Annotated in this window: 12 protein-coding genes and 2 pseudogenes; 6 read left to right on the top strand and 8 right to left on the bottom strand. The window is 69.0% G+C overall.

Going from position 1 to position 13,252, the window contains the following annotated elements; translation table 11 throughout:
• Nucleotides 1-43: 43 nt before the first annotated feature.
• The 5 genes and pseudogenes from CLG85_RS20545 to cobS form a co-directional block, all read right to left on the bottom strand.
• Nucleotides 44-1,823, bottom strand: a pseudogene (locus tag CLG85_RS20545) (aminopeptidase P family protein).
• Between the two features lie 174 nt (nt 1,824-1,997).
• Entirely contained in the window at nt 1,998-3,875 is a 1,878-nt protein-coding gene (gene cobT, locus CLG85_RS20550) for a cobaltochelatase subunit CobT (RefSeq protein WP_095883576.1), read from the bottom strand.
• 120 nt (nt 3,876-3,995) lie between these two features.
• Entirely contained in the window at nt 3,996-4,337 is a 342-nt protein-coding gene (locus CLG85_RS20555) for a hypothetical protein (RefSeq protein WP_260349925.1), read from the bottom strand.
• Nucleotides 4,334-5,029, bottom strand: a complete 696-nt coding sequence (locus CLG85_RS20560) for an aspartate/glutamate racemase family protein (protein ID WP_260349926.1) — start codon at nt 5,027-5,029, stop codon at nt 4,334-4,336. The genes CLG85_RS20555 and CLG85_RS20560 overlap by 4 nt, the downstream gene beginning before the upstream one ends.
• Before the next feature lie 210 nt (nt 5,030-5,239).
• Nucleotides 5,240-6,226 (bottom strand): cobaltochelatase subunit CobS, encoded by a 987-nt coding sequence (cobS, locus tag CLG85_RS20565; protein ID WP_108965094.1) that lies wholly within the window; start codon nt 6,224-6,226, stop codon nt 5,240-5,242.
• 318 nt (nt 6,227-6,544) lie between these two features.
• Here cobS and CLG85_RS20570 point away from each other — a divergent pair, with 318 nt between their 5' ends.
• The 3 genes from CLG85_RS20570 to msrB all read left to right on the top strand — a co-directional run bounded on the left by CLG85_RS20570 (nt 6,545) and on the right by msrB (nt 8,477).
• Nucleotides 6,545-7,048 (top strand): sigma-70 family RNA polymerase sigma factor, encoded by a 504-nt coding sequence (locus CLG85_RS20570; protein ID WP_224844975.1) that lies wholly within the window; start codon nt 6,545-6,547, stop codon nt 7,046-7,048.
• Nucleotides 7,045-7,737, top strand: a complete 693-nt coding sequence (locus CLG85_RS20575; RefSeq protein WP_260349927.1) for an anti-sigma factor — start codon at nt 7,045-7,047, stop codon at nt 7,735-7,737. Before CLG85_RS20570 ends, CLG85_RS20575 begins: the two co-directional genes overlap by 4 nt.
• Nucleotides 7,738-7,994: 257 nt before the next feature.
• Complete coding sequence (msrB, locus tag CLG85_RS20580; protein WP_095881770.1) at nt 7,995-8,477, top strand: peptide-methionine (R)-S-oxide reductase MsrB; 483 nt, start codon at nt 7,995-7,997, stop codon at nt 8,475-8,477.
• A gap of 378 nt (nt 8,478-8,855) precedes the next feature.
• On the opposite strand, the pseudogene CLG85_RS20585 reads toward msrB, so the two are convergent.
• Nucleotides 8,856-9,483 (bottom strand): annotated as a pseudogene (locus CLG85_RS20585) (DnaJ domain-containing protein).
• Between the two features lie 72 nt (nt 9,484-9,555).
• Here CLG85_RS20585 and CLG85_RS20590 point away from each other — a divergent pair.
• Entirely contained in the window at nt 9,556-9,813 is a 258-nt protein-coding gene (locus CLG85_RS20590) for a BolA family protein (RefSeq protein WP_095881772.1), read from the top strand.
• A gap of 25 nt (nt 9,814-9,838) precedes the next feature.
• Here CLG85_RS20590 and CLG85_RS20595 read toward each other — a convergent pair whose 3' ends face one another.
• Nucleotides 9,839-10,255 carry a DUF4177 domain-containing protein gene (locus CLG85_RS20595; RefSeq protein ID WP_095881773.1) on the bottom strand — a complete coding sequence of 139 codons (417 nt, stop codon included), beginning with the start codon at nt 10,253-10,255 and terminating at the stop codon, nt 9,839-9,841.
• A gap of 112 nt (nt 10,256-10,367) precedes the next feature.
• Nucleotides 10,368-11,720 carry a benzoate/H(+) symporter BenE family transporter gene (locus tag CLG85_RS20600; RefSeq protein WP_260349928.1) on the bottom strand — a complete coding sequence of 451 codons (1,353 nt, stop codon included), beginning with the start codon at nt 11,718-11,720 and terminating at the stop codon, nt 10,368-10,370.
• Nucleotides 11,721-11,856: 136 nt separating this feature from the next.
• Between CLG85_RS20600 and CLG85_RS20605 the strand changes: the two genes are divergently transcribed.
• Together CLG85_RS20605 and CLG85_RS20610 are read left to right on the top strand one after the other, a co-directional pair.
• Complete coding sequence (locus CLG85_RS20605; protein WP_095884388.1) at nt 11,857-13,077, top strand: GTP-binding protein; 1,221 nt, start codon at nt 11,857-11,859, stop codon at nt 13,075-13,077.
• A gap of 29 nt (nt 13,078-13,106) precedes the next feature.
• Nucleotides 13,107-13,252, top strand: a 146-nt coding sequence (locus CLG85_RS20610) for a DUF6525 family protein (protein ID WP_260349929.1), incomplete at its 3' end; no start/stop codon positions are given.

Genomic DNA, 13,252 nt, shown 5'->3' on the forward strand with positions numbered 1-13,252 from the left:
TTGTCCGCCCATCCTATACCAACGCCGCTGCGACAGTCCTGTGTCAAAGCGGCGCGCAGGCCGCCTCGAGCCAGTCCCGCACGGCGCCTGTGACAAGCGGAGCGATGCGTGTCAAAACCCCGGCGTGGTAGCTGTTCAGCCAGTCACGTTCCGCGGCGGTCAGCAGCCCCGTATCGATCAGGCGCCGGTCGATCGGCACCCAGGTCAGCGTTTCGAAGCGAAGCATCTTCGCCACGGTCTGGCCGGGAAGGGGGGGGCGCGGGTTCCACCGCGATAAGGTTCTCGATGCGGATACCATAGGACCCCTCGCGATAGAAGCCCGGCTCGTTGGAAAGGATCATCCCGGCCTCGAGCGGCACGGTGCCGGTGCGGGCGATGCGCTGCGGCCCCTCGTGCACTGACAGGTACGAGCCGACGCCGTGGCCGGTGCCGTGCCCGTAATCGAGCCCCGCCTCCCAGAGCGCGGCGCGCGCCAGCACATCGATGTCGCGCCCGGCGAGCCCCGCCGGGAAGCGCAGTCGCGACAGGGCGATCATTCCCTTGAGCACGCGGGTGAAGGCGTCCTTCTCCTCGGGCCCGGCCTCGCCCAGCACCATGGTGCGGGTGATGTCGGTGGTACCGTCGACATATTGCCCGCCGCTGTCGATCAACAAGAGCTCGTTCGGTTGCGTTGTGCGGTCCGTCGCCTCGGTCACCCGGTAGTGCACGATGGCACCGTTCGGCCCGGCGCCCGAGATGGTCTCGAAGGAGATGTCGCGCAGCGCGTTGGTGGCGCGGCGCTCCTCCTCGAGCGCGACCACCGCGTCGATTTCGGTGAAGTCGCCCGGGGTCTGGCTGTCGAGCCAATGCAGGAAACGCACCATGGCGGCGCCGTCGCGCAGATGCGCCGCGCGCGCCCCGGCAAGCTCGGCGGCGTTCTTGCAGGCCTTGGGCAGCAGGCAGGGGTCGGCCGCCTCGACGATGTCGCACCCGCTGAGCGCGGTCTTCACCGCGACCGGGCAGCTGGCCGGGTCGATCTGCACCGCGCCGTCGAGCGCCTCGAGCGCGGGCAGGAAGTCCTCCGGCGCCTTCACCTCGACCTGCGGACCGAGATGGTCACCCAGCCCCTCGAGCTTCTGCGCCGCCATGAACAGCGTCACCCGGCCCGTGCCATGCAGGATGGCAAAGCCATGCGGCACCGGGTTCCGCGCGACATCGGAGCCGCGGATGTTGAGCAGCCAGGCAAGGCTGTCGGGCAGGGTGATCACGCAGGCATCCGCAGCGTCGAGCCCCTTGGCGAGCCGGGCGATCTTGTCGCCATGCGCCTCGCCGGCGAGCTCCACCGGCTGGGCAAAGACCGGGCCCATCGGCGGCTCCGGCTGGTCCGCCCAGACCCGGTCCACGAGGTTGTCGCAGAGCCGCAGCGCCACCGCGCCGAGCCCGCGCTCGAGCCCGCGCATCTGGTCGACCGAGAAGAGCCAGGGGTCGATGCCGACCGTGCCGCCCCCGGGCAACGCCTCGACGATCCACTCGGCGAGCCCGACCTCGGGCCAGTCGACCGGGGTGAACTTCTTTGCCACCTCCGCCTTGACCTGCACCCGGTAGCGCCCGTCGACAAAGACCCCGGCCTTGTCCATCAGCGCCACGCAATAGCCCGCCGAGCCGGTGAAGCCGGTGAGCCACGCCAGCCGGTCGTCATGCGGCGCGACATATTCGCCTTGATGGGCGTCGGCGCGCGGCACCAGAAAGCCGTCGAGCCCCTCGGCGGCCAGCTCGGCGCGCAGCGCGGCGAGCCGCGGCGGGCCCTGTTCGGGGGAAGCGCTCTGCTCGAATGTCTGCAACATGCGGAGGTCTCCTGAAGTCATGTCGAAAGGGGGAGGGGCGCTGCCCCTCTTGCCGCTGCGCGGCAATTCACCCCGGGATATTTGGACCTAGAAGAAAGCGACGCGTCTCGCGCTTTTCTTCTAGGCGCAAATATCCCGGGGAGGCCGAGGGGCTGGCCCCTCGGTCCTGTGGTCTCAACCGGCGCGGCGGATGCCCATGACTCGGGCCCGCGCCCGCGGGTCGGAATCGAAGAGCGCCGCGAGCTGCTCGGTCATCGCGCCCGCGAGCTGCTCGACGTCGGTGATGGTCACCGCGCGCTCGTAGTAGCGGGTCACGTCGTGGCCGATGCCGATCGCCAGAAGTTCGACCTGCTTCTTGCGCTCGACCATGGCGATCACGTCGCGCAGGTGCTTCTCGAGGTAGTTTGCAGGGTTCACCGAGAGCGTGGAGTCGTCGACCGGCGCGCCGTCCGAGATAACCATGAGGATCTTGCGCGCCTCGGGGCGGTGGACCATGCGCTTGTGCGCCCATTCCAGCGCCTCGCCGTCGATGTTCTCCTTCAGCAGGCCCTCTTTCATCATCAGCCCGAGGTTGTCGCGCACCCGCCGCCAGGGCGAGTCGGCGCTCTTGTAGATGATGTGGCGCAGATCGTTCAGGCGCCCCGGCTGCTGCTCGCGGCCCTCGGCGAGCCATTTCTCGCGTGCCAGCCCGCCCTTCCAGGCGCGGGTGGTGAAGCCGAGGATCTCGACCTTCACCGAGCAGCGCTCCAGCGTGCGCGCCAGAACGTCGGCGCAGATCGCCGCGATCGAGATCGGCCGGCCCCGCATCGAGCCCGAGTTGTCGATCAGCAGCGTCACCACCGTGTCGCGGAACTCGGTGTCCTTCTCGACCTTGAACGACAGCGGCGTGGTGGGGTTGGCGACGACCCGGGCGAGGCGGCCGGCGTCCAGCACGCCCTCTTCCTTGTCGAACTCCCAGCTGCGGTTCTGCTGCGCCTGCAGGCGGCGCTGCAGCTTGTTGGCAAGCCGCGAGACCGCGCCCTTCAGCGGCTCGAGCTGCTGGTCGAGATAGGCACGCAGCCGTTCCAGCTCCTGCGGCTCGGCCAGCTCCTCGGCGAGGATTTCCTCGTCGTGGGTCGAATCGTAAACCTTGTAGCCCGGATCGGCCTCGGAGACGGGGGCGGGGGGCGGCGGCTCCATCGGCGCGTCGCCCTCGGGCAGCTCGGCCTCCTCGCCCATCTCCTGGTCGGCCATCTCGTCTGCCGAGACCTGCGCCTGACTCTGGTCCTGGGTCTGTTCCTGCGACTGCTCAGGCGAGGCTTCCGCCTCGTCCTGATCCTGGTCGTCCTGACCGGTCGAATCGGGCTCCTGCTCCTCCTCGGTGCCGGGCTCGGCCTCGTCCTGCGCCTCGTCGTCGAGCTGGTCGGGATCCTCGCCGAGCTGGTCGCCGTAGCCGAGGTCGCTGATGATCTGCCGCGCGAAGCGGGCAAAGGAGGTCTGGTCCGCCAGCTTCGCCTGCAGGTCCTCGAGCGTGCCGCCAGCCTGCTCTTCGATGAACCCGCGCCAGAGTTCCATCACGTGGGCGGCATCCTTGGGCAGGTCGCGGCCCGTGGCGAGATGGCGGATCATATAGCCCGCGGCCACGGGCAGCGGCGCCTCCGAGGCCTGGGTGATCTGCCCGTAGCCGCGGCGCGCCGCCTCGTGGCCGATCTTGGCATCGATATTGCCGGCGGTACCGGGCATGTCGCGCGCGCCCATCGCTTCGCAGCGGGCGGTCTCCATCGCCTCGTAGAGCTCGCGCGCCATCTCGCCCTGCGGCGCGTAGCGAGCATGGGTGGCGCCGTCGTGGTAGCGGCGGTAGAGCGCCAGCGCGTCGGCGGTGCCGCGGGCGAGCAGCACCTCGTCGCGGGTCATGCGGCGCGAGACCTGCGGCAGGCGCATGATGTCACCCGAGACGCCCGAGGGGTCGACCGAATAATTGACCGTGAGCTCGGGGTCGTCGGCCATGACCTTGGTGGCCTCGGCCAAAGCCTTCTTGAACGGATCTGCGGGGTTGTCGATGTCACGTGCCATGGCCACAGGTTTCGCGCCGCGGCGGGGAATTGGCAAGAGGGGATGCGCGCGCCGCGCAGAGAGTCTTGCGCGCGGCGCCGCACCGAGGGTGTTGCGCGCCGCGCCGCGCGACGACCCGGCTCAGCTTCCGTCGAGCAGGGTCGCGCACTCCGCGGCGCGACGCTCGAAGAGCGCGCGGCTCTGGTCATCCTCGGCAATGACGCCGCGGTAGAGCAGCCGGTAGTCAGGCAGGGCGCCCAGGATCGCGCTGCGCAGCGGCTGGCCGGTGAGGCCGGCAGCGGCGGCGCCTAGGCTGAACTGCCGGGCGAGCAGGCTGGCGCTGTCTGGCGAGCCGGGAAGGCTGGGGTTGTCCGCTGCCTCGAGCGCGACGCCCTGCCAGAGCGCGGCACAATCGGCGGCGGCCTCGCCTTCGGTCTCGGCGGCGCCGGCGGCGAAGATCAGGGCGGCAAGCAGCGGAATCACAGCGCGGCCCTCCCGGTGGCGAGCCGCGCCAGCAGATCGACATGCACGTCGAGCGCGTCGATCACCCGGTAGCCCGGAACATGCGTGCCGTCGAAAGCGAGGTTGAGATCGGTGCCCGCAAGCACGATGGCTTCGGCGCCCATCTCCTCGACCATCCGCCGCCCGGCCTCGAAGAAGGCGGCGCGGTCCGCCTCCGAGCAGCTCCCGGCCACTGCCATCTCCTGGTAGCGCTGGCCAAGGGTCTCGGTCTCGGCGTCGAGCGCCACCGCCTCGGTGCGCGTCAACTGGCCGTAGAGCCGCGTGCGCATCACCACCCGCGTGCCCAGCAGGCCGACGCGGTGCAGCCCCTCGGCGGCGAAGAACGCGTCGAGCGGCGCCACGGCGGAGACCAGTGGCAGCGCGGCGCGCGCCACGGTCTCGTCGAAGCAGAAGTGCCCTCCGAGCGAGGTGATCGCGGCGCAGTCGCAGCCGGCCGCTGCGAGCCGGTCGATCAGCCGGGCGTAGACATCGGCCTGCGCCGCGCGGTTGTCGGCGAGATTGTTGCGGATCAGCTCCTGCACGTCCGCCTGCACGAGGGTCAGCTCGAGCGGCACGCCAAGAGCGCTCACCGCGGCACAGAGCCGTTGGTAATAGACCACGCTGGCCGCGACGCCGATGCCGCCGATCAACCCGATATGCAGGGACTTGCCCATATGCGATCCTCCCGGAACCGATTAACCCACCCCTCTACCCCAAGGGGCGCGGCCCCTTGCCGGACCGCGCCCCTTGGTCTTCCTGGCCTTCTTCTAGGCGAAAATATCCCGGGGGAGGCCGCGCAGCGGGCGGGGGCGGAGCCCCCTCTGCCTTGCCGGTCGTGCGGCGTCAGGCAGGGGCACCACCCCGGTCGACCCTCCCGCCCGCGATCAGGCCAGCGACAGCGATGCGGCGCTTTCCGGCAGTTCCTCGTCGAAGCAGCGCTGGTAGAACTCGGCCACGGTCTGGCGCTCGAGCTCGTCGCACTTGTTGAGGAAGGACAGGCGGAAGGCATAGCCGACGTTGCGGAAGATCTCGGCGTTGGCGGCCCAGGCAATCACCGTCCGCGGCGACATCACGGTCGAGAGCTCGCCGTTCATGAAGGCGCGGCGGGTGAAATCGGCCACGGTGACCATCTGGCGAATGGTCTTGCGGCCCTTCTCGTTGTTGTAATGCGGCGCCTTGCTGAGCACGATGTTCACCTCGGCGTCGATGCTGAGGTAGTTCAGCGTCGCAACGAGGCTCCAGCGGTCCATCTGGCCCTGGTTGATCTGCTGGGTGCCGTGGTAAAGACCCGTGGTGTCGCCAAGGCCGACGGTGTTGGCCGTGGCGAAGATGCGGAAGTACTTGTGCGGCGTGATCACCTGGTTCTGGTCCAGCAGGGTCAGTTTGCCGTCGGTCTCCAGCACGCGCTGGATCACGAACATCACATCGGCGCGGCCCGCGTCATATTCGTCGAAGACGATTGCGGTGGGGTTGCGCAGCGCCCAGGGCAGGATGCCTTCCTGGAACTGGGTGACCTGCTTGCCGTCCACCAGCTTGATCGCATCCTTGCCGATCAGGTCGATCCGGCTGATGTGGCTGTCGAGGTTGACGCGCACGCAGGGCCAGTTGAGGCGCGAGGCGACCTGCTCGATGTGGGTCGACTTGCCGGTGCCGTGGTAGCCCTGGATCATCACCCGGCGGTTGTTGCGGAAGCCCGCGAGGATGGCCAGCGTGGTGTCGGGGTCGAACTTGTAGGTGCTGTCCAAATCCGGCACGCGGTCGGTGCGGTCGGGGAAGCCATGCACCACCATGTCCGTGTCGATTCCGAACACCTCGCGGACCGAGATTTCCTCGGTGGGTTTCGCATTGATGTCGATCGTGCCATCCGCCATGGTCGTGCCCCTGTCCGGTCGTTAGAAATTCTTGTGGACCGTCGTGCCCCATATCGCGGGCAAGGGCAAGGGGGCCGCGGCGGGCTTTGTCGCTTGCCGCGCGGGGCGGCGCAGACGCCACGCGGGCAGGGGACACGGGCCGCAATCACGGGCCGCAGTCCCGGGCGGGAGTCGCACGCGGGGCAAAGAGGCTGCGGTTTGTGTTTGCGCCATCGCCGCCTCGGGCATTACTCTTGGGCTAGTACGGAAAACAGGCAGGCGCGCTACGTGGCGAGTTCCCCTCATCCCGATCTCGAGGATCTGATCGCGCGCGTGGCCATGGCCGACCGCGCCGCCTTTGCGCGGCTTTACGAGCGTACCTCGGCGAAGCTCTTCGGGGTCTGCCTGCGGGTGCTGCAGGACCGGCCCCTGGCCGAGGAGGCGCTGCAGGACACCTACGTCAAGGTCTGGAACAATGCTGGCAGCTACCGTGTGAACGGCTACTCGCCGATGACCTGGCTGATCACGCTGGCGCGCAATGCCGCCGTCGACCGCCGCCGCCGCAGCGATGCGGGGCGGGCGGTGCAGCCGATTGAGCTCGACCACCGGCTGGCCGATCCGGCGCCCGGCCCGGCGCAGCAGGCCGAGGCGCGGGACGAGGTTCAGGCGCTGGCGCTCTGCATGGACGAGCTGCCGCCCGAGCGCGCCGAGATGGTGCGCCGGGCCTATATTGAGGGCGCCAGCTATGCCGAGCTCGCCGCCGCCACCGGGGTCAAGCTCAATACCGTCAGGACCTGGCTGCGGCGCAGCCTGATGAGCCTGCGGGACTGCCTGAGCCGATGAGCGGCCCGCCGCAGCCGGACCCGCCCGAGGGTGTGGAGGCGCTTGCGGCGGAATACGTGCTCGGCTTGCTGACCGAACCCGAACTGCGGCACTTCGAGACGCTGCTGGTGCGGGACGCCGGGCTGCGGCAGGAGGTCGCCAGCTGGCAGGCCTGTTTCGCCGCGCTCACCGCCGATATCCCCGAGGCCGCCCCGCCCGAAGACCTCTGGCCGCGCATCGAGGCGCGCCTCCATGGTCCTGTCCGCGCGGCGCTTTGGCGGCAGCTGCTGCCCTACCTGCTGGGCGCCGTGGCGGCGGCGGGGATTGCCTGGGCGGCGCTGGTCTCGGATGTGCTGACGCCGGGCAGCGCCGGGCCGGAGTTGCAGGCGCGACTGGTTGCGGCGGCGCAGGGGATCGCGCTGCGGGCCGACTACGCGCCCCGGGGCCACAGCCTGACGGTGACCCGAGAGAGCGGAGAAGTCCCGGTGGACCGGGCGCTGGAGCTGTGGCTGCTGTCGGACAGCGCCGGTGCGCCGATCTCGCTGGGGGTACTCGGGGGCGAGGCGGTCACGTCGCTGGCGCTGGCGCCTGCGCTGCGGGCGCAACTCCCCGGAGCCACGCTCGCGATCTCCGAGGAACCGCCGAGCGGCTCCGCCACCGGGCGCCCCAGCGGGCCTGTCATCGCGTTGGGCCAGCTCGCACCTCTCTGAGCGCCGTCTCACGGCGACGTGACGGCCCGCAGCGAAACTTCCGGCCCTTGCCCTGCGTGGCTGCTCATAGGCTCTCCCGGTCGCCAAAGCCCCTCCGCGCATGCGGTGCGACCGGGCGGGCCGGCACTGCCGCGGACCGGAAAGGGTAAGAGGTGCTCGTTTCCGTGCCGGCTTCCCCGGCGGTGCGCCAGCTCCCGGCTTGACCTCGGTCGGGTCGGGAGCGCATCTCTGGGGGCGGAGGAAAAGGGGAGGAGACCATGAAACGCAGAGGAGTCCTCGCGGGACTGGCGGCGACACTCGCATCGCGGGGCAGGGCCCGCGCCGAAACCCGTTTCGAGATCACACGTAGTCCTGAAGAGTGGCACAGCCGCCTGACGCCCGCCGAGTACAAGGTGCTGCGCGAGGCGGGCACCGAGCGCGCCTTCAGCTCGCCGCTCGACAAGGAGAAGCGCGCCGGTCTGTTTCACTGCAAGGGCTGCGAGTTGCCGCTCTACAGCTCGGCGGCGAAATTCGACAGCGGCACCGGCTGGCCCTCCTTCTACGAGGCGCTACCGGATGCGGTGGGGCTGAAGGCCGACCGCTCGTTCTTCATGACCCGCACCGAGTGCCATTGCCGCCGCTGCGGCTCGCACATGGGGCATGTTTTCGACGACGGCCCGCCGCCTACGGGCAAGCGGCACTGCATCAACGGCATCGCGCTGCATTTCGTGCCAGGCGAAACCGCGCCGGGGCAGGGTTAGGCGCAGCGGACACGCGGGCCGATGGTCCGCTGAGCGGCAAGGTTCCCGACCCGGCCGGGCTGGCCGGGTCGGGTGCGGAGGCTGCGGGGACCCGCGTCCCAAGGGGCCTGCACAACCAGGGGGAGCGGTGTGCAGGCCGACTTGGTCCGTGAGTGGACACGACAGGGAGCTCGCGTCGCCTTCAATCGGCTTCGAAAATTCCGGCCGACAAGGAAAGGCTAACACAACCCTGGGGCATGTGTCGAGAAATTCACACCAATAGGTTGTGCATCTTGGGGGGAGCGCGCCGGAGCCTCGGAGGGCACGGTCTGCGGGGCTGCGCATGGTTCGCGGATGTGCGGACCAGCCCTCGCGAAAACGGGCCCGCGGGCCCGTAAATCACTTGAAGTTCCGGCTGTCCTTGATCTGGTCCCAGGCCCAGACAACTTCCTGCAGCTGCTCTTCCTGAGAGCGGTCGCCGCCGTTCATGTCCGGGTGCAGCACCTTGATCAGCTTCTTGTAGGCCTTGCGCACGTCGGCCTTGGTCTCGGCGCTCTCGACCTCGAGGATCTCGAGTGCGCGCTTCTCGGTCGGGGGCAGGCGGCGACCGCCGCCCGGCGCCTTGCGGCCGGGGTTGCGCGTGGCGTTGTCACCCAGCACCTGATGCGCGTCCTCGATGCCGAGACGGGCCCAGGCCCGCTGCTCGGGGTCGCGGTAATCCTTGGTCTTGCGCTCCCACACCTTGTCCGACGTGGCCTGAGCGTTCATCTCGGCCTCGGTCTTGCCGTGGAAGAAGTTCCACTGGTTGTTGTACTCGCGCACGTGGTCCTTGCAGAACCACTTGAATTCATCGAGCACATCCGGCGCTTTCGGCGCACGGAATTTGCCCGGCTCCTCGCAGCCCTCGTGCTCGCACACGCGGGTAGAGGTTTCCTGTTCACCGGTCATGCCGCGCCGTCCGCGCGGATTTTTTTTTCTTAGCCGACTTAATCGACATGTCGAAACCGAAGGGGTCGGGTCTGCTCATGGTCTCACCTTTTCGACTCGGACGAGGGAGTTTAGACAATCCTGACCGAGTTTGAAGAGGCAGGAGCCAAAAATGTCGCGAGCGAACGAGATCGAAACCCGGCTGCGAGCGGCCTTTGATCCCTCGGAACTGGAGGTTCTCGACGAAAGTCAAAAGCATGTGGGGCACGCCGGCTACCAGGCGGGCGGCGAGAGCCATTTTCACGTGCGCATGCGGGCGGCGGATCTGGCCGACATGAGCCGCATCCAGAGACACCGCGCCGTGCATGCGGCGCTGGGAAGCGAGCTTGTCGGCGCGATTCACGCGCTGTCGCTCGATCTGCAGGGCTGAGCCGCGCGCGCCCGGCCGGGCCGGGTCAGATCACCTTGTCGGCGTCGCTCTTGGCGGGACCGTCGGGAGAGGCCTCCTCCGGGACGGAGTCGGGGGAAACCCGCTCCGGCGCGGTCACCTCCGGCTCGGCGCGCAGGGGCGGGACCGGTGGCGGCGCAACCGGGGCCACCACCGGCTCATGCCGGAAGGGCGTGACCGCCGCGGCCTGCGGCACCGGTCGGCGGAACACCAGCAGCGTGCGCCAGACCGTCTGCGTCGAGGTCAGACCGCTGCGCTCCTCGCTGGGCAGGATGTCGGCGCGGATGTATTCCCAGCCCTGTTCGGCCATCTCGTTGAGTAGCCGCGACATGGAGACGGCGAAACGACCCTCGGGGCCCTTTGCGGCCTTGGCCTTCTCGCCCTTGGTCGGGGCGGGGATCACCTTGTATTCGTGGGTTTTCATCTTGGCGCGCCCCTTTCCCGTTTCGCTGAACCGCTTTGGTTAACAATTGGGTAAGGCCCGGGAGGCAGCAAGTAAAGACCGGGAGCGCGCCGAAGCCCGTCTCCCGGTTGCGTCATGAAATCGGGACCAAAAACCCGAAACAAATGACTTTACCCGTGGTCCCGATCAATCTTGGGAGCGGAACCGGCGCCTCACGGAGCACCGGCACCCCTCTAGCTAAGACCGATTTTGGCGAGGAAAAGGGGGGACGCTGAAATTGCAACCGTGGCGATAAATTCTTGTGTTTACTCACCTCTTCCATGACCGCACGGCCAGCACCAGCCCCCCCGAGCGCCAGTCCCCAGACCGCCGCGCCGAGCCCCCAGAGGGTGATCCCCGAAGCAGTCACGAGGAAGGTTACCGCGGCGCCCTCGCGGCTCTCCTCGGTCTGCAGCGCGCCGCTGGCCGAGGTCGCGAAGACCGGCAGCAGCGCCACGCCGGCGAGCACCTGCAGCGTCATCGGCGGGGCAAGTGCGGCGACCGCGGTCACCGCCACGGCGAAGAGCCCGAAAAGACTGTAGAAAACCCCCGCGATCACCGCCGACCAGTAGCGGCGGGACGGGTCGGGGTGGCTGTCGGCGTTGGCGCACATGCTCGCGGTGATCGCCGCGAGGCAGGTGGCCGGGTTGCCGAAGGGTGCGGTCAGCAGCGAGATCCCGCCGACCCCCGCGAGCAGCGGGCCGGGCGGCGGCGTGTAGCCGAAGCTGCGCAGCACCGCGACGGCGGGGATGTTCTGCGTCGCCATGGTGACGACGAAGAGCGGGACGCCGAGGCCCAGGATCGCCTCGGGCGAGAACACCGGGGTGACCCAGACCGGGTGGCTCATCCAGCCGCCGGAAATGGGCAGCGAGAAGTCATGCGCCCAGAGCGTCACCCCAAGTGCCGCCAGCACCGCGGCGGGCACGGCGAGGATGCGTTTCACCCGCCCGACCACGAACCAGCTCAGCAGGATCGGCAGGGACACCTCGGGCGCCTCGGCCAGCCCGCGGAAGGGCGCCATGCAGAGCCCCGCCAGCACCCCCGCGAGCATGGCCTGCGCCAGTGCCGTCGGCACCGAGGTCACCAGCCGCGCCAGCGCCGGCCAGAGGCCTGCCAGCGTGATCAGCCCGCCCGCCACGATGAAGGCCGCCACCGCCCCGGCAAAGCCGTCGGCCAGCGGCTGCGAGGCGGCGAGCAGCGCCACGGCTGGGGTCGACCAGGCGCAGGAGATGGGCTCGCGCCGCCACCAGGCCAGCACGATGCCGGCGATCGCCATGGAGATCGCCGCTGCCGCCAGCCCGGCGCCGGCCTGCTCGGGGCTCGCGCCCACCGCCGTCAGCCCCTGCAGCACAATGGGGAAGGAACTGAACACCCCGACGATCGCCACCATGGCCCCGGTTGTCACGTTCTGCAGGTCGGGCCCGGGTCGTCTGGGGGGTCGTGACATGATTGGTCCTTAACGTTGCGTCTGCATCGGCTTAGGCAGGGCGCCGCCGAATGGCAAGCCGGGGGCTGGGTTGCATCCGTCACCGCTCATCGAATAGTAGGTACGTTATAACATAACGAATCAGGAGCGCCCGCCCATGTCCACTTCTGCCGCCAATCCACGCCTTCCCGTTACTGTCCTTTCGGGCTTTCTCGGGGCGGGAAAGACCACGCTGTTGAGCCACGTGCTGAACAACCGCGAGGGCCGCCGCGTCGCGGTCATCGTCAACGACATGTCCGAGGTGAACATCGACGCAGACCTCATCCGCGACGGCGGGGTGGAGCTGTCGCAGACTGAGGAGACGCTGGTCGAGATGACCAATGGCTGCATCTGTTGCACCCTGCGCGACGACCTGCTGACCGAGGTCCGCCGCCTCGCCGCCGAGAAGCGCTTCGATTACCTCTTGATCGAAAGTACCGGGATTTCCGAGCCGCTGCCAGTCGCCGCCACCTTCGAGTTCCGCGACGAGGCGGGGGAGAGCCTGTTGGACATCGCCCGGCTCGACACGATGGTGACCGTCGTGGATGCCGCCAATTTGCTGCGCGATTATTCCAGCCACGATTTCCTGGCCGACCGGGGCGAGAGCCTCGGCGCGACGGATGAGCGCACGCTGGTGGACCTGCTGGTCGATCAGATCGAGTTCGCCGACGTGGTGGTGCTCAACAAGGTCTCGACCGCAGGGCAAGATGCGCGGGATGCGGCACGGCTGATCATCACTTCGCTCAACCCGGATGCCGAGATCGTCGAGGCCGATTTCGGCCGGGTCGATCCAGGCCGCATCATGGGCACCGGGCTCTTCGATTTCGAAACAGCGCATGGGCACCCGCTCTGGGCCAAGGAGCTCTACGGCTTTGCGAACCACGTGCCCGAGACCGAGGAATACGGCGTCTCGTCCTTCGTCTATCGCGCGCGCAGGCCGTTCGTGCCCGAGAAGATCCACGCGGTTCTGAACGGGCCGCTGCCGGGGGTGATCCGCGCCAAGGGGCACTTCTGGATCGCCACGCGGCCCGATTGGCTGGCGGAGTTCTCGCTCGCCGGGGCACTCAGCTCGGTGCGCCCGATGGGCCGCTGGTGGGCCAGTGTTCCGCCCGAGCGGAGGCCCGGCCACGACGCCTTCCGCGACTACCTCGCGCAGCACTGGGCCGAGCCCTTCGGCGACCGGAGGCAAGAGCTGGTGTTCATCGGCGCGGGCTTCGATCGGGCGGCGATCACCGCGGCGCTCGATGCGGCGCTGGTGTCCGAAGAGCGCTACCAGCCCGCGCTCTGGAAGGAGCTGGCCGATCCCTTCCCAGCGTGGCGCGAGGCGCAGGCGGCATGAGCGCAGGGGTGCGGCGCAACCTCGGGGCAATGCCCACCCGGCGTCGCGAGGGGGATGTCATGTCGGCCTATGACCGGCTGCCGCCCGAGCTGCGCGCCTGGCTGGCGCAGGCGGCGCTGCCCTGGTCGCCGCGTTCGGCCCTGCGCGCTTGGCGCGGGGCGCTGGTCCGCACGGG

This window comes from Alloyangia mangrovi, from assembly GCF_002300555.2.
In the GTDB taxonomy this organism is placed as follows: domain Bacteria; phylum Pseudomonadota; class Alphaproteobacteria; order Rhodobacterales; family Rhodobacteraceae; genus Salipiger; species Salipiger mangrovi.